We start from the raw sequence: 15116 nt of genomic DNA, 5'->3' as shown, positions 1-15116 counted from the left end.
TCAGGCGTGCATATGCTGCAGGTAGAGCTGCTCCAGGTCTTCGTAGCTCACGTCGGTTGCCGGAAACGACTCCAGCAGGTGGCCCTGGCGCATAATGCCGATGTGGGTGCCCGTGTCCTTGGCCCGGAACAAGTCGTGGGTGGCCATGAGCGTGGCCACCCCCTGTTCCTGCAGGCGTAGCAGCAGGGTCGAAAACTCGTTGGAGGCCTGCGGGTCGAGGCCGGAGGTAGGCTCGTCGAGTAGCAACACCTTGGCCTCCTTGGCCACGGCCAGGGCAATGCCTACTTTCTGCCGCATCCCCTTCGAGTAGGCCGACACCCGTCGCTGGGCAAATTCTTCCTGCAGTCCGGCTTCGCGCAGCAGCGTGAGCAATTCGGCTTTCGGATGCTGCTTGCCGGCCAGCCCGCAGAAGAAATCCAGGTTTTCCAGCCCCGTCAGATCCGGATAGAGCATCAGGTTTTCGGGGATGTAGGCCACGAAGCGCTTGGTGGCCGCGCCCTGCTCCTGCACGGGCAGCCCGTTGATATAAGCCTCTCCCCACTGGGCTTGATAAAGTCCAGGAACAGGTTGATGGTCGTGCTTTTGCCGGCTCCGTTGGCCCCAAGCAGGCAGTAGATGTCGCCGGGGCGCACGGTCAGGTTGAGCGGGTGCAGGGCCGTGAAGTCGCCGTAGCGCTTGGTCAGGTCGCGGGCTTCGAGCATGGCTAATTCAGCTTGGCCAGGCCCGTCAGCAAGCCCGGCAGGTCCATTTTCTTGGTTACCGTACCGTCGCTGAGCTTGTATTGATAGAGGCTGTTCTGGCTCTTGGTATTCACGCTCAGCAGCAGGCTCTCATTGTCGAACTTGCGAACCAACGACGACTGCGAACCAAAAATTAGCGGCAGATTCGGCAGGGCGCCACCCGAGGTTTTGGCATTCAGATCCAGCTTGTAGTAGCGGTAGTTGGGGCCTTTGGTCTCGTAGGAGTCATTGGGCTCTTCGATGCGGGTAGTGAAGGCCAGCCCGTTGCCGAAGTGGTAGAGGCCCTTGCAGTCCTTCCCAGTGGCAGCCTTCAGGTCGAAGAAGTACGTGGGGTCGAAACGGGTTTCGCCAGCCTTGATGCGCAGCACCCCGCTGGGCACCTTGTTGGTGCCGTCGCCCTGCACATAAATGTCGCCGTTGGCATCCTTGCTGAAGCACTCAACCGCCCCCGACGAAAATACCCGGCCGGTGCGGCCGTCGGAAATCACCCGCTCTACCTTGCCCGTGGGCAAGTCGATGACGGCGACGTGGGCCGAGTCGGTGAGCGGGCCGTAGGAGTCATTTTCGTAGTACACGCCCCAGAATAGCTTCGTGTCACGCACCATCGAGCCCAGGTAGTATATGCTGCGGGCGCCGGTCTTCTGCAGCTTGGCCAAGCTTATTTCGCCCGTCGTTACGAAGGTGGTGGGGTTGAACTTGACCAGCCGGGCCAGCCCGCCGCCCACCGAGGCGTAGGCCTCCGTGTCGCTAACGAACTGCACGTCGGAGAAGGTGTTAGCACCGGGCACCACGAGCCGCCCGGCTCCCACGGGCCGCCCAGTGGCGGGGTCGAAGGTGTACTTGGTGAGCGTAGCCGGGGCCGCAAACTTCGACATGTAGACGGCCTGCTTGTAATTCCACATGGCAGCGAAGCTGGCCTGCTCGGTAGCGTTTTTCGTGTCGAGCGTGGTGCCGTTCAGGTCGGTCAGGCCCTGGATGTAGGTGGTTTGACTGGGGTAAGCCCCGCCTACGGTACTCACGGCGTAGTTGACGCCGGCGCTGGGAGTCGGCGGTCCATCCGACCCGTTTCCTTTGTCGCAAGCGGAGAGCAAAAGCGTGGTGGCCGCCAGTACGCCGGTCAACAGCCGGCTAGTTGAGTTAAAGGTGTGCATGAAAATGTGGAAATGTTAGAATGTGGAAATGTGTATCAGAGCGGGCCGGAAGCATGAGACAGTGGCGTGCTCACCGCAAAAAAGCCCGCAGCTTCACGTGCCCCGAGCGACCGGGACGCTGCACGTTGTAGTTGTCGTAGGTGGCCGTATTGGCTAGGTTGTGCAGTTCGGCGCTGAGCGTGAGTCGCTCCCCAGCCAGGGCGTAGCTCACGCCTGTGTTCTGCACCAGCTGGCTGGGAATAGCAGACTTAGTGTCCTGAATGCCTTCCGTTTCCCAGTACAGGTAAAACTTCTGCACGTAGCTAGCCTGCCACCAGGCGCTCAGCCGGCGCCCGGTGCCACCCAGGTTGGCCTTGGTCAGCTGCACCTCCGCATTGCCGAACAGATAGGGCACGTTGGGCATGCGGGCATTGAAGAACTTGGCGTCGGTGCTGCCGCTCTGGCTGGGGGGCGTGCGGTTGCGGATGTCCTGATAGGTGGCGTTCAGGGCCACACTTAGTAGCGGCACCGGCACGTAGCGCACAGATGCCTCGGCCCCAGCGTGCGGGATTTGAGCAGGTTTTGGTTCTGAGTGTCTCGTATGGACGGCGGCTGATAGATAACATTATCGGCCCCGCGCACGAAGCCACTGACCTCGGCGCTCCAGCGCGGGCGCACGTACTGCACTTCCAGGTTGGCGTTGTGGCTGGTTTCGGGCTGTAGCGCCGGGTTGGCCCGCACCAAGATTCCCTCGCCGAACAGTTCATACTCGTCGGGCAGACGGGTGGCGTACTCGTAGCTGGCCTTCAGGGCCCAGGCCGGAGCCAGCTGCCAGCGCAGCAACTGGTTGGCCCCGAGGTGCTGCCGGGTTTGCTCGGTTTCGAGGTAAGTGTCGCTGTCTAGCTTGCCAAACCCACGGGATGTATACCCAAAGTACTTCACGGCCGTGCTGCTGCTCCAGCGCTGATCAGCCCAGTCGTGCTCGTAGGCCAGACCAGCCACCAGCTTGTGCAGCGAGGAAGGGTCCTGAGCATAATCCCGCTCCTGGCGAGCCACTACAATTTCGTCTTCGCCCCGGCGGTGGAAAGAACTGCCGAGCACATTACCTACCAACCGGCCATGCGCCCCTAGTGCTTGAGTAGCGTTCAGCCGCACGACGCTGGTGTGGGAGGTAAGCGTAAGCAGGCTACCCAAACCGTAAATTTCCCCGGAACTGAAGAGCTGCCGGGCAATAACGCTGCCGTCCCAGTTGTAGACGTTGCGGCTGGTATCGGTCAGCGCCCCCGAATGCGGGTGTAACCGGCGTACGCCCGCACGTCCAGGCCGGGCCGCAAAGCCGTTTTCTCGTACGCAAGCGCGGTGCCGACGCTGGTTTCCGCATAGCTGGCTTCCCGTAGGCCTGCCGCATCTGCACGTTGTGCTGAATCTGCCGGTCTACGCCCGCTGCGAAGGCAGTCAGAGCCAGCTTATCTGCCCACTTGCGGTCCTGCCAGCCAAGTTCTACCCGGCCCAGATAATTCTGAAACTGGTCGTGGAAGCGCCGGACGGTGCGCAACTCCGGCGTACCGGCGTTGATGACTTCAGCCTGCACTTTGTAGTCGTTGTCGGCGTGGTTGAACAGGCCGTTGCCCGCTACGTAGAGCCCACTTTTCCCCACGACGTAGCGACCATTCAGGGCCGCTTTGTGGGTATTGAACGAGCTGTGCTCGTAGGAGGCATCGGCGTAGGAAAACCGTTCCCGGCGGGTTACTACGTTCAGGGCCCCGCCCAGCGCATCGGCGCCCAGGCCTACGGGTGTCACGCCACGGTACACATCCACGCGCTCCAGCAGGCTGACCGGTAGCACGTTCAGGCCCAGCCCCCGGCCGTAGAACTCCAGTGGTATACCGTCCAGAAAAACGCGCACCTGCTTGCCGCCCAGCCCATTCAGCGACAGGTTGGCATTGCTGCCCAGCCCGCCGTCCTGGCGGATACGCACGCCCGGCACCCGGTTTACCAACTCCGTCAGCCCAAAGGCTTGGCCGTAGTAGGGCCGTACATCCAGCACGGCTACGGCCTGCACACTCCGCTGCACGGTTGTGGCCTCCGATTGGCCCTGTACCTGTACCGTGCTCAGCTCCTGGGTAGCAGCTCGTAGCGCCAGCGTCAGACGCACGGGCTGGCCGGCCCGCAGGTGGATTGCTTTCACTTCCGGGTGGTAGCCCATGAGGCGGACTTCTACCCGATAATGTCCGGGGCACACCTGGAAAGCACAGTCCCCAGCCGCATCCGCGGCCAGCACCTCGCCGGTTTCAAGAAGACGAACGACAGCGCCGGGCAGCACCTGCCCCGTGGCGGGGTCGGTTACGTGCACCTGTAACCCCAGGGCACAGGCCGCAGGAGGCGAAGACGGAGTTGCCACCTGCCCGTAGGCAGCTTGGCCGTTGAGCATACTAGCCAGCAACAACGCCAGTAGCCAACCGCCTCTTCCCCAGCCGGGAAGCGGATAATAGCAAGGCATGAAAAGAAAGGAAGGCACCGGCCCGCGTGGCACGCAGCCCAGTTGTGACAGGTAGCCGCGCCGATTAGCGCAGCTCGTCAACTGCCCAACGTGCCACGTTGGGCTAGGCTAGCGGCGGCCCGCGCAGGGCCGCACCGGGCAGCAGGTGCCGGGCCGGACAGGCATCGGCCAGGATTCGGTAGCAAGGATAGTTCGGTAGTACCCGCGGCAGCGGTACGGCCGGTGGCACAGCGGGCTGGAAAGCAGCATCAAACAACTGCTCGGTCTGGCAATGCTGGTGCTGCTTGGAGATTTTGTCTTGCTCAGCAGACACGGCAACGTCAACGGTGTGGTGGTGAGCATGCAGGCGCAATACGGCTGCATCAGGCGCTAGTACGCGCCCTAGTAGCAGCAATAGCCACCATGCTCCTAACCGGCTCCGTAAGCGTTGCATTACCATTTTCTTGCTGAAGTACCCAAAGGTAACAAGCCGCCAAACATATGCAACGTTATTGCATATAAATTACCCTTGCTTTCTCAGATGAGTCGTTTCTATTCCGCTAGTCCATATTGTGCCGCCAAGAGCATCTTCACCAGGAAGGGCGCTACGCTCCTTGGGCTTGCAATACCGGCTCCTCTGCGCGCCTGAATGACCAGGTAGTAACACCCAGTACGACAAGGGCGTAGGTTACATTCTCCAGCGCTAAGCCGTAGTAGATACCGGGAAGTCCCAGAAAACGAGGAATCAGTAGGATCAGGGGCACAAACAGCACTTCCCTGCCAAATGAGAGCGTCGTAGCCAGTCGGGCCTGCCCGGTGGCCTGAAAGTATACATAGCCCGTAGAAGCCAGTGGGGTGCCCAGCAGCACCAGCATCAACATCCGGAATTGCGCCAGGTCGGTAGTGGCAAACGTGGTGGCCGGTAGCAACAGATCTAGCACCTGGGCCGGGAATAGCAGGGAGGGTAAGCTGACGAGAAACAACAGGCCGATGCCCGCTAGTCGAAATACCCGCACGGCCTGCTGGCTGCGCAGGTAGTTGCCAGCCCCGTGGTTGATACCGACGGTGGGTTGCAAAGCCTGGAGTAGACCGAAAACGGGCAGTTGGGAAAAGCCATAAACGCGGTACACCGCCCCAAAAAAGGCTAATTCGGCCGCCGTACCATAGTGAGCCACGGATTTGAAAATCAGCACCTGCCGGACAAAGCTGGTGGCCTGCATCAGAAAAGCAGAGGAGCCGATACCGACTATTTCGCGGGTCAGGGGCCAGTTGAAATAGGGACGCACGGGCCCTAATGCCAAGGCCGTACGGCCGCGCAACAGGTGCTGCAGGTTGAGGACGCAATAGAGTAGCATGGCCAGGCCCGTGCCCAGGGCCGCTCCCCGCACACCCATATGCAAACCCTTTACAAAGGTGGCCGCCAATACCATGTTGGTAATTACCGCTGTGGCCGAGTACGTCATGGCCTGCCGGATCTGCCCCGTGGCCCGGATGAGCGTACTGGACGACAAGCTCAGCAACGTAAAAAAGCCGCCGAGGGCCAGTATTTCGTAGTATGCGGCCCCATAGCGCAGCACGGCTCCGGTGCCGCCCAGCAGCGCTACGGCTTGGCGGGCGAAGCCGTAGCCTAGCAGGCTGACGGTGCCGCCCAGTACCAGGCTCAGCGTGAGCAGCAGATTGAGCAGGTCCCGTTGCCGGGCCGGATCATCGGCCCCGAGGCTGCGGCTGGCCACCGAGCTAAAGCCGGCCGAAAGCAAGGCTACCAGACTGGAGTTGATAACCGTGAGCGGAAACACTAGTACTAAGCCGGCCAGGGCATCGGGGCCTACCCAACGCCCCACAAACACGGCATCCACCAGCGAATTGATGGACACAATGAGCATTCCCAGAATACCTGGCACAGCTTGGCGGCGCAACAGGTGCCAAAGGTTGTCGTGGAGAAAGGCGTGGGTAGCAGGGCGCACAAGTAGGGCTAAAACTTCCCGGCAGCTCGCCCGGGACTGTAGAGTGTAAGTGCGGTGGAGCCGGCTCAGTGTGGCAGTTCCTGAATCAATCCTTCGTCCAACAAGTCTTGATAAGCCGTCTGCATTTCCGGGTCTGGCAGCTCACTACGCCGGTGTAGGCCATCGGCCAGGTGCCACACGTCCCGGCTAGAGCCAGTGAGTTCGTAGGCATTATCGGTTTCACCAGTCAGCACGTAGGTAGTGGCCAGGCCATCTACCTCCTTTTCCAGAGTCAGCAACTGCTGATTGCGCAAAAACACTGGTTCCGTTGTGCTGATAACCGGCAGCACTTCCCGTTCCTCATTGTAGAGCACGAAACATTGGCTTCCGCTCGACTCAATCGGCAAGCTTCCCTGGGCGGGTACCTCGCGCACGTAGCTGCTCGTGCTAGGCTGCCGCTCCGGCTGATACTCCACCACCCGAATCGATACGGGCTCTGGGCCCGGATTAGTGGCTACTGCCCGCAGCCCACCGGCCGGCGTGGCTTCGGCTAGGCTGAGGTGCAGGTCTTCTACCAGAAAAAAGTCTTCGGCCGCGGTACCGGAGTGTTGCAGGCGCCCATCGGTATACAGCTCCGAGAGAAGCATGTAGCGGCCCAGCGGCGCCTCGGCGGGCACAGCGTAGGTGAAATAATAGTGCCGGCCGGTGTGCATACCCTGCAGCAGCTCTACCAGGGCTTCCCGCTTATGCCGGCCGCTCAGGTAGCTAGCCAAGACGAGCAAGGGCACGTTTTTCGGCAAATGCTGGGCTACCACTTCCGGAACCGGCGTCGTGGGTGCGGGCCCGGGTAGGCCTAACACATGGCCTTCGTGCAGCAGCGTTACCTGCCCGTCGGGGCCTGTACGCCAATGCGTACAAAGGGCATAACGTGGGTATGCGTCAGCCGGGCCGTATTGAAATTCCAGTGAATGGTGACGTGGGTGCCGCGCCGGGTGCGTTTGGGAAAGATGCTCATACCTTGCGCAGGGCGAGCAGCCGCGCTTGACTGTATTGCTCCGGATACTGTTGAAACCACTTCCGCACGGTGTCTTCTCCCAGGTGGTCATAGGTTGCTTCGAGCAAGCCCTCCATTCGGTCGAGGTAGCGCTGCTTGTTTTGCTCCGGGTCCTGCTCGCGCAACCGGGCCTGCTCGGCCTTTTCCTGCTTGGTGGCGGGCAAATGGTGCAGGTACTTCTGAAAGTGCGCCTGGCAAAAGTCCTGGTACTCCCGCGTAAACAGGATGAAGTTGTGCCACATTTCATCCAGAATGAGCAAGTCGTCCGGGATGAATGCTGGAGTGAGCTGGCTCAGGTACAGAAACTTCTTCGTCTCCTGAAAGATGTCCCGCGCCTCTTCTTCCTCAACAGCCAACAGGTCTGTAAAGCGGGAAATAACGTCTTCGTTCTGGTATGCCAGGATAGCGGCTAAGGGTGGCGTTTGCATAACGGCTAGCAAAAGGCTCAGATAGGGAAACGGGCAGATGCCTTCCTGGCAACTGCCCGCTCCCGTTTTACTGCCTACAGACCTACTGCACAATGCGTGCTGCCGGTGCAATGCGTGCTGCCGGCGGGAGCCATAGCTTTCTTGTTCAGGATGTTGGCGATGAGCGCCTGGCGAGTGGTCAGCTGTACTTTTTTCATAGTAGTAAAGAAAGGAGTGGTATGCCTACTCGGTCGAAGGTTTTCGGCGACGCCTTGTCGTTGCAACAACACCCAATACTAAACAGAAGGATTATTAAATGCAACTCAATTGCATTTAATAATCCTTCAAGTTAGATATACTAGCTATAATAACCTGTTAGTCATATTTATATACTTTCCAAAAAGTATACAACCAATGCATATTTGCTGCGCTTTTCGAGCATCTCTCAGCTATGAATGCACACAAAAAAGCCCTATCGTATACGACAGGGCTTTCTGTTGATGACGGCGGCTTCTCTTTGCTACGCCGGGTGACACTCCCGGCATACCCCTGCCAGCAGATAGTCACGGTGGACGGCCTCAAACTTATCGGGCAGCGTAACGGCCGGAATAGCCACTTGGTTCAAGCAGTAGATATGCTGACAGCTGGTGCACTTGAAATGCACGTGATTATCAAAATGCGCCTGCGCGCTGCATTCGATAGAGCACGTAGCGTAGCGCGCTACATCCGAATCGTCGATTACCCGGTGAATCAGCCCGCTTTCCTCAAACGACTTCATCGTCCGGTACAAGGTAATCCGGTCCGTATCGGGCGGTAGCTGCGGTTCAATTTCTCCCACGGATAAGGCAAACCGGGCGTCCGACATAACCTGCAACACGGCCCGCCGCACCGGGGTTTGGCGCAGCCCGTGCCGGCTCAGCGTTTGGGCGATACGATCGGAAGAGAGCATAAGCAAAAGGCGAATAAGAGCCAGTAGCAGCGGCCAAGGGAGTTCGCCGGCGTGCTAGCAAAGAAACAGCTACAAAAGTAACGAAGTTGCAAGAGCAACCGTTTTCCGCCGGGTAGGTTTTTGAGTTGTATAGTACGCTAAGCTGTTTGCATGGCCTTAGAGTCTGAGCCTATTGGCTCAACCTATCTTAGCCCAAAGCAGTAGGTGGTGGAGATGATGCTACCAAGCCCGTTCCACGAGAAGACGCTAGGAAACGGCTCGGGGCTGGCCATCACTGCGGCGCTAGCACTAGGGGCTGCTGCCTAGATACCCACGCCAGCACGCAGGCAACTCCTGCTCCGACAAGCGCTAGGCCTACCCCCACCAGAGCAGGCGACGTGTAGCCGTAGCCCGCTGCCAAGGGCAGCCCACCCAAAAACGCGCCCAACGCATTGCCGATGTTGAAGGCCGCTTGCGTGATCGAGGCGCCCAGCATCTCGGCTCCTTTCGATGAGTGAATCATCAGGATCTGGATGGGTGCGGCTAGGGCCAGCGCAAAACTGCCGGCTAGAAACGTGAGCCCGAGCGAGAGCAGCTGGTTGCTGGAGGTGAAGTAAATGGCCAGCAGCGTACCGCTCATAGCCAGCAGTAGGGTAGTTGCGGCGGTGAGAGGCGAAAAGCGGTCAGCCAACTTGCCCCCCACCACGTTGCCTACAAACATGCCCAGTCCCACGAGCATCATGATATAGGGCACGTAGGAGGCCGGAAAGTGCGACACCTCCGTCATCAGCGGCGCGATGTAACTTACCCAGCAGAACATCCCACCCGTGCCGATGGCCGTTAGCAGAATAATAAGCCATGTTTCGAGCCGCTTGAACAGGGCCAGCTCGCTCTGCCAGTTGCCGGCTTGCTGCACGGACAAAGTCGGTAAAAGGAAGTGGATAGAAGCCAGCGTGAGCAGACCGATGCCCCTACGCCTCCTAACGCATAGCGCCAGGAGTAATGCTGCCCAGGTAAGTACCTAACGGCACGGTGAGCAAATTAGCGAGCGTAAGGCCAGCAAACATGGTTGAAATGGCCTGTGCCTGCTTGCCTTGCTGTGCCAGCCGACTTGCCACCACCGACCCCACCCGAAGAAGGCACCGTGCGGCAGGCCCGCTAGTAAACGGGTGAAAAACAGTACCGTATTCGTAGGAGCGAAAGCCGAGAGCGTATTGAAGACCGTGAAGAGTACCATCAGGAGCATCAGCAGCTGCTTAGGTGCCAAATTGCGCCCTAATACAGTGAGCATGGGGGCTCCCACGACCACTCCCAGCGCGTAGGCCGAAATCACATAGCCCACCTCCGGAATAGTGACGCGTAAATCCTGTGAGATACTAGGTAGCAGGCCCATCATTACAAACTCGGTGGTGCCAATAGCTAGGCCACCCAAAGCAAGCGGAAGTAGTTTGATATTCACTAGAAGAAATTAGGGATTATGAACAAGGAGTGCCCTCGTCGTATTAAGGAGCTTGACGCTGCTGCAGGCGTGATAAGCGAACAAGCGAAAGGTAGCTGCTACAGGCCTGTTTAACGGCTTTTGCATTCCTAGCAACTAACGCGTAAACACGTATTCTTTGGACAGACTCTACACTCTGGCTCCGTAGAAGTACGAAGGGGAAGCGTAAAATGACTGCTTATGGTTAAACGCTGACTAGTCAGGTCGTAGGGCGGTACTACTTCGGCGCTGCCGCACAATCATCTTCCGGTATGCAATCGTTGGTAGAGAGTGTAGGAAGTAATTTTGTAGTGGGGGCCACCTACAGCCACTGATCCAGATAAATAATGGTGTATCAATGATGTAGCAACAACCTAAAGACAAGCAGCATACACTATCTTTTTTTTTATAGCTAACCCACAACGTGTATATCGTTCAGCGAAACGGTGGTTTGCCTTAATATGAACTATACTAAGGACACACTATGGTAACTATAGCGGGGATGCCGCGTTCTGACTAGTTGCGAACGAAGAAGTTTCTACACCCAGGTCAGGGTCAAGTGAGAAGCAGTATCCGGCTTGCGCTGGGAATTTTTCAACCGTACTTTTCGGTGTAGACCCTGAATTGAGTACTCTTGCCTTCTTCACCCTATTCCGAAGCCCAGCGTCAACGCGCCATTGCCTGGACTGTGGCGCTGACCGCCCATACGCCGTTGGTTGCCCGCCGCTACGAATGGGATCTGTTATCCCAGTATCAACGCGGCCTGCTCACATTCGAGCAAGTAGTACACCGCCTGCAGAACAGCGTATATCAGATCCTGTATCGGAGTCAACTTAAGCAACCCCTCACGGGCGACGAAGGACAAGCACTTCTAAAGCAGTCCCAGCACTATAATGCGCAGCACCAGATCACAGGCTTGTTGTTATATAGTACCGGGCGCTTTGTCCAAGTACTCGAAGGACCTGAAGCAGAAGTCCGTGCCTTATACGCACGGATTCAAGCCGATACCCGCCACCAGCAAGTAGTCACTGTCGGGAAGGCCCGGTAGCGACGCGCCGCTTTGCGGAGTGGACGATGGGCTTTGGGCAGGTGGCCCTAGCCGAGGTCGCGCTTGTGCTAGAGGCTGGAGCAGACGGCCCCGTTGTACCCGATGTGCAGGAGCAGCATATCCAAACGTTGTTACGCGCCTTTGGCCTGGCTGGATCCAGTATTTTCTCGCTGTGAGCAGCCCGAATGACAAGCAAAGCACCAAGTGGTTGGCACACACCACTTTCTCGGATGGCGACGTGAGCATGTAGAAGGCTGTCAAGCGAAGCCGCGAAAAGACCAACGGCTGGCGATTTCGTAACGCAGCAAACCCCAGCGTCGCACCATCAAGGACCGTTGAACCCCGCAGTGCATGCCTCCTACTGGCGCCGTGGGTGGGTGCTGCCGTAGCGACCAGCCGCGCGAACCTGGTACTACTAGTGCCCACAGTTCGGCAAGATCCGCGTTTTCTTCCTGCCGGACAGCGACTTGGCTTCGGATTTCACGTGTGCTGGGACCGGAGCTGAGCTTGAAGCAGCTTGACAGGCAGTGTCACAATGGTCAACGACATGATGAATAAAGCATTTCCCTTCAACTAGTGAGAAGGTCTTGGTATGAAGCGACGCTCCTTCCGTCGCCTACGTTGCTGCTGGGAACCGTGCTATTTACTTCTTATTCCCTACCGCCTGGTCCCGACCAATATGTCAGCGAGTATAATGGCCGACTAGCGTATAGGTTGGTTTTAACCGCCTACGTCTTGGTGGCGACCTTCCGACCATGTACCCGAAAACCTGCTACGCGCAGATGGCAGCTACGATGGGTGAAGGGCCCTACGTAAGGTGTCGCCCAGCGGGCACCCCAGTGCTACCAGCTTTCCGTGGGGTCCAACTGGAAAAAGAGCTTTGAAGCACAGGAACTGCCTTTTGTATGCTGACCACAGCCGGTTGTCGCTCTATTTCTCGACCAACACAGGCACGGCTATTGGAAGCATTCCGACAGAAGCTGCCACGGGCTCCGCTAGCGCCTCGCCATCCGGGTTGCGCGGCTGCCAGCCCATCCCATTTCCTTCCGGAAGAGAGGAAATATCGCGCTGCTGGTACAGCAGTAGGTCTGGGCCGCGTGCAGGCGTACGAACTCGGCCTCGTTGAGATAGGCAACCGCGATCAGCGAGTGTGTGACCACCCTCGCGCCAGCGCTACTCCGAACTTGCACTACCAGTCCAAAAGAGATGGCCCGCGCTTGTCTCATGAAGCAAAAAAGTAGCCCCATTGGCTCGGGAAGAAAGTAGGCTCACCAAGGCAGAGCAGAAGACTCTCTGCAAACGGCAAATAATCGTTTCTTTACCCAAAGAAAATTTCTATTTGGCTTATTGCTTGCTTCCGCATCATTTTTATTACGCTATCCTCCCCTCCTGTGCCATCCTATCCCAATACTTCGACTCCCCTATCTGTGGCCGACGGCTTGCTACAGCGTCACCACGTACGCATCCTGGGACAAGGGCAACCCTTGGTGCTGTGCAACGGCTTTGGCTGTACCCAGCAGATCTGGCGCCACCTGCTACCGGGCCTCTCGGCGCGCTATCAGCTTGTCCTCTTTGATTATGTAAGCGTGGATGAGGCCGGGCAACCGTATGCGACATTAGCCGAATATGCCCACGATGTGGTGGCCATCTGCCGGGCACTGGAGCTGCCTTCTATTTGGGTACTGGCCCATTCGGTAGGAGCCTCGATTGCGATGCTGACTGCTATTGCCGCCCCAGAACTGGTGGAACGCCTAATATTGCTGACTCCTTCCCCCTATTACTTCAACGAGGGCGACTACTATGGAGGCTTTGAGCGGGAGGATGTCGAGCAGCTCCTACGCCAGATGACGACGGATTATGGCGCTTGGTCACACTTGTTTGCCGGGCTCTTGCTGGGCCCCTTGCAGCCAGCAGCGCTGGGCGAGGAACTGGCTGAAGTATTTTGCCAGAACGATCCGGCGCAGGTACAGCACTTTGCCCAAGTAAGCTTCTTCACCGATAGCCGAAAGGATGTCCCCGTGTGCGGGCCCGCACGCTGGTGGTGCAATGTAATCAGGACGTGGCTTCTCCACCGGAAGTAGGCAACTACCTGTTGCACCACCTGCCGCAAGGAGAGCGGGTGACTCTGGGCACGAGCGGGCACTGTCCGCACCTGACTGCGCCCCTGGAAACGCTGGCCGCCATCGATGCTTTTCTCACTTCGTAGCAGCCGGTAGAAGGGGTTGCCATTTCATAGGCACAAGCGGCTTAGCGTAAAAGCCGATCGGGCTTGGCCGATTGCATGGGAAATGTTAGACCGTTCGGCCTTGGATGCAGACTTCCATTGCTTGTGAAGCGCACAGCAGGTCTGATTTTTTTGAGAGATAGGTTCTGTTCTCATCCAATGGGGCGCGTGCTACGCTGAGACTAGAGGACCTTTTTGCACGAATGGTTGGAAAGCTAAACGAGCGAAGGAATGCCACCATCTGGCTGACTGTCTCCAGTTAAAAGAGGGTAATTTTATTCCTCGCTGTTATAATAAGGCCTAGTTCGTGGTGTATAGCCCGTAAAAGGACCTTTCGCTTATGCAAAATCACCCGTTCGCTACAAACACTGACACTGCATTCAGCCTACTTGATTTACCTCTGCATCGTCCTACTTTCGCCTGATAATTCATTGCCGCGTGCCAGCAGAAGGAAGGTAAACACTACGTTTAGTGTATGAAGCTTCAAGAAATCGTCAAAGTACTCGATAACCAGCCAAATGCCACGCGACGGGCGCTCATTATCGAACACCTCGACGCGCTGGATGTCCGCTATGTTGAGCAGCCCTATGCGAGTGGTAGTAACCTGGTGGTCGATTTAGGCCGAGCCGAAGGTAAAATCGGCGTCGGTTCTCATTTTGACCGCGTGCTTACGTCGGCCGGCGCCAATGACAATGGCTCGGCCATCGCCGTTTGCCTTGATATTATTCGCAAGCATCAAGAAGCCCGTAGCAACGCCGGCCTGCGGGTATTCTTTTTCGACGAAGAGGAAACCAGGTTGAAAGGGTCGCACGCCTACGTTGCCCACTATGGTACCAGGGACTTAGCCGGGTTGCTCAACCTGGAATTGGTTGGCATGGGGGATCAACTGGCGTTGTGGCCCATGGATGCCTTACACAGGGGCCCGCTACTCAGCACGTTTGAAGCAGTTGCCCGGCACCAGGGCGTTCGGACCAACCGGTTTGGCCAGCTCATCACCAATACCGCCGACCATGTGCCCTTTCGCAAAGCCGGGCTGCGTGATGCCTTTACCATAACCTGCATTACGGACCAAGATATTGCTGTTGCGCAGCAGTATTTCCAGGCCATTGCGCAGCAAGCAGACCTATGGACACTTCAGGAAATACTAGCGCAAGCCCCTCTTTTCAAGCATTATCACCAACCGACCGATACCTATGAAAAATTAAGCGAAGCCGCCTTAGCCATGACTTCCGCTGCCGTGTGGGAAACCGTAGTAGCTGCCCAATAAGATAAACGAGCGTTTCGCTAGTACTTTTCCCTCATGACCCGCAAACTCCTATTAGCACTACTTTGGCTTCTCACGCTCCTTTGGGTTGCATTGGGTTCGGTTACTGCCTACGTCGGACCACTGAACGGGCTGAGTGCTTTTCTGTTGTGGGCCACCGGCTTCTGCACGCTGCTGGTCCAAGCCCCACGGCTGAACGGGAATAAGCCGGCGGGGCTGGTCTTTGCGCTGGGGGCCGGGGCAGCCGGCACCGCTTTGTGCTACTTCGCCACATCCCCGACGCTGTTTGCGGGGTGGTTCGTCGGTTTAACCAGCGTCCTGATGTTACTTGCCCCGCCCATGCCGCAGACCAGCCGGTGGGCGTTAATCGCTACATCCGTCTGCTTCCTTGCGCTGCCATGGACCGTGTTACGCCACACGAG

At 57.9% G+C, this 15116-nt stretch carries 18 protein-coding genes and 1 pseudogene; 4 read left to right on the top strand and 15 right to left on the bottom strand.

The annotated features are described in order from the left end of the window. From MUN79_RS15710 to MUN79_RS15650, 15 genes and pseudogenes are all read right to left on the bottom strand, one after another. Positions 1 to 297 (bottom strand): AAA family ATPase, encoded by a 297-nt coding sequence (locus MUN79_RS15710; RefSeq protein ID WP_244678347.1) that lies wholly within the window; start codon positions 295 to 297, stop codon positions 1 to 3. Further along, positions 283 to 701 (bottom strand): annotated as a pseudogene (locus tag MUN79_RS15705) (ATP-binding cassette domain-containing protein); the annotation flags it as partial. The pseudogene MUN79_RS15705 and the gene MUN79_RS15710, both read right to left, overlap by 15 nt. Positions 702 to 703: 2 nt before the next feature. Further along, complete coding sequence (locus MUN79_RS15700) at positions 704 to 1891, bottom strand: DUF4374 domain-containing protein (RefSeq protein ID WP_244673625.1); 1188 nt, start codon at positions 1889 to 1891, stop codon at positions 704 to 706. Positions 1892 to 1961: 70 nt separating this feature from the next. Then, positions 1962 to 2405 (bottom strand): hypothetical protein, encoded by a 444-nt coding sequence (locus tag MUN79_RS15695; RefSeq protein ID WP_244673624.1) that lies wholly within the window; start codon positions 2403 to 2405, stop codon positions 1962 to 1964. Beyond that, positions 2387 to 3064 carry a TonB-dependent receptor domain-containing protein gene (locus MUN79_RS15690; RefSeq protein WP_244673623.1) on the bottom strand — a complete coding sequence of 226 codons (678 nt, stop codon included), beginning with the start codon at positions 3062 to 3064 and terminating at the stop codon, positions 2387 to 2389. Before MUN79_RS15690 ends, MUN79_RS15695 begins: the two co-directional genes overlap by 19 nt. Then, positions 3057 to 4301 (bottom strand): TonB-dependent receptor plug domain-containing protein, encoded by a 1245-nt coding sequence (locus MUN79_RS15685; protein WP_244673622.1) that lies wholly within the window; start codon positions 4299 to 4301, stop codon positions 3057 to 3059. Before MUN79_RS15685 ends, MUN79_RS15690 begins: the two co-directional genes overlap by 8 nt. A 172-nt stretch (positions 4302 to 4473) precedes the next feature. After that, entirely contained in the window at positions 4474 to 4683 is a 210-nt protein-coding gene (locus MUN79_RS15680; protein WP_244673621.1) for a hypothetical protein, read from the bottom strand. Between the two features lie 271 nt (positions 4684 to 4954). Further along, complete coding sequence (locus MUN79_RS15675) at positions 4955 to 6313, bottom strand: MATE family efflux transporter (RefSeq protein ID WP_244673620.1); 1359 nt, start codon at positions 6311 to 6313, stop codon at positions 4955 to 4957. Between the two features lie 65 nt (positions 6314 to 6378). Beyond that, complete coding sequence (locus tag MUN79_RS15670; protein ID WP_244673619.1) at positions 6379 to 7152, bottom strand: hypothetical protein; 774 nt, start codon at positions 7150 to 7152, stop codon at positions 6379 to 6381. A gap of 20 nt (positions 7153 to 7172) precedes the next feature. Next, positions 7173 to 7307 (bottom strand): hypothetical protein, encoded by a 135-nt coding sequence (locus MUN79_RS30125; RefSeq protein WP_262922874.1) that lies wholly within the window; start codon positions 7305 to 7307, stop codon positions 7173 to 7175. Next, positions 7304 to 7774: a UCP032817 domain-containing protein gene (locus tag MUN79_RS15665; protein WP_244673618.1), complete on the bottom strand. Its 471-nt coding sequence runs from the start codon at positions 7772 to 7774 to the stop codon at positions 7304 to 7306. Before MUN79_RS15665 ends, MUN79_RS30125 begins: the two co-directional genes overlap by 4 nt. Before the next feature lie 74 nt (positions 7775 to 7848). Beyond that, on the bottom strand, positions 7849 to 7971 hold the full coding sequence (locus tag MUN79_RS30120) for a hypothetical protein (RefSeq protein ID WP_262922873.1): 123 nt from the start codon (positions 7969 to 7971) through the stop codon (positions 7849 to 7851). 302 nt (positions 7972 to 8273) lie between these two features. Beyond that, entirely contained in the window at positions 8274 to 8702 is a 429-nt protein-coding gene (locus MUN79_RS15660) for a Fur family transcriptional regulator (protein ID WP_244673617.1), read from the bottom strand. Between the two features lie 271 nt (positions 8703 to 8973). Continuing rightward, positions 8974 to 9597, bottom strand: coding sequence for an MFS transporter (locus MUN79_RS15655; RefSeq protein WP_244678346.1), 624 nt, complete (start codon positions 9595 to 9597; stop codon positions 8974 to 8976). Between the two features lie 105 nt (positions 9598 to 9702). Next, entirely contained in the window at positions 9703 to 10140 is a 438-nt protein-coding gene (locus MUN79_RS15650) for an MFS transporter (protein ID WP_262922872.1), read from the bottom strand. A 706-nt stretch (positions 10141 to 10846) separates the two neighbouring features. Between MUN79_RS15650 and MUN79_RS15645 the strand changes: the two genes are divergently transcribed. From MUN79_RS15645 to MUN79_RS15630, 4 genes are all read left to right on the top strand, one after another. Beyond that, entirely contained in the window at positions 10847 to 11206 is a 360-nt protein-coding gene (locus MUN79_RS15645) for a BLUF domain-containing protein (RefSeq protein WP_244673616.1), read from the top strand. A gap of 1427 nt (positions 11207 to 12633) precedes the next feature. Next, positions 12634 to 13287 (top strand): alpha/beta fold hydrolase, encoded by a 654-nt coding sequence (locus MUN79_RS15640; protein WP_244673615.1) that lies wholly within the window; start codon positions 12634 to 12636, stop codon positions 13285 to 13287. After that, entirely contained in the window at positions 13266 to 13412 is a 147-nt protein-coding gene (locus tag MUN79_RS15635) for an alpha/beta fold hydrolase (protein WP_244673614.1), read from the top strand. The genes MUN79_RS15640 and MUN79_RS15635 overlap by 22 nt, the downstream gene beginning before the upstream one ends. 493 nt (positions 13413 to 13905) lie before the next feature. Then, on the top strand, positions 13906 to 14697 hold the full coding sequence (locus tag MUN79_RS15630) for a M28 family metallopeptidase (protein ID WP_244673613.1): 792 nt from the start codon (positions 13906 to 13908) through the stop codon (positions 14695 to 14697). Positions 14698 to 15116: the final 419 nt, after the last annotated feature.

The sequence above is a fragment of the Hymenobacter cellulosilyticus genome (assembly GCF_022919215.1).
Taxonomy (GTDB): Bacteria; Bacteroidota; Bacteroidia; order Cytophagales; family Hymenobacteraceae; genus Hymenobacter; species Hymenobacter cellulosilyticus.
Note: the sequence above shows the minus strand (reverse complement) of the source record. Positions and strands in the feature narration are given on the sequence as shown.

Excerpts from the sequence above, each read along its gene's own strand:
- MUN79_RS30120 (WP_262922873.1), bottom strand. The coding sequence starts at position 7,971 with ATGAAAAAAGTACAGCTGACCACTCGCCAGGCGCTCATCGCCAACATC.
- MUN79_RS15700 (WP_244673625.1), bottom strand. The coding sequence starts at position 1,891 with ATGCACACCTTTAACTCAACTAGCCGGCTGTTGACCGGCGTACTGGCG.
- MUN79_RS15630 (WP_244673613.1), top strand. The coding sequence starts at position 13,906 with ATGAAGCTTCAAGAAATCGTCAAAGTACTCGATAACCAGCCAAATGCC.
- MUN79_RS15710 (WP_244678347.1), bottom strand. The coding sequence starts at position 297 with ATGCGGCAGAAAGTAGGCATTGCCCTGGCCGTGGCCAAGGAGGCCAAG.
- MUN79_RS15665 (WP_244673618.1), bottom strand. The coding sequence starts at position 7,774 with ATGCAAACGCCACCCTTAGCCGCTATCCTGGCATACCAGAACGAAGAC.
- MUN79_RS15660 (WP_244673617.1), bottom strand. The coding sequence starts at position 8,702 with ATGCTCTCTTCCGATCGTATCGCCCAAACGCTGAGCCGGCACGGGCTG.
- MUN79_RS15685 (WP_244673622.1), bottom strand. The coding sequence starts at position 4,301 with ATGCTCAACGGCCAAGCTGCCTACGGGCAGGTGGCAACTCCGTCTTCG.
- MUN79_RS30125 (WP_262922874.1), bottom strand. The coding sequence starts at position 7,307 with ATGAGCATCTTTCCCAAACGCACCCGGCGCGGCACCCACGTCACCATT.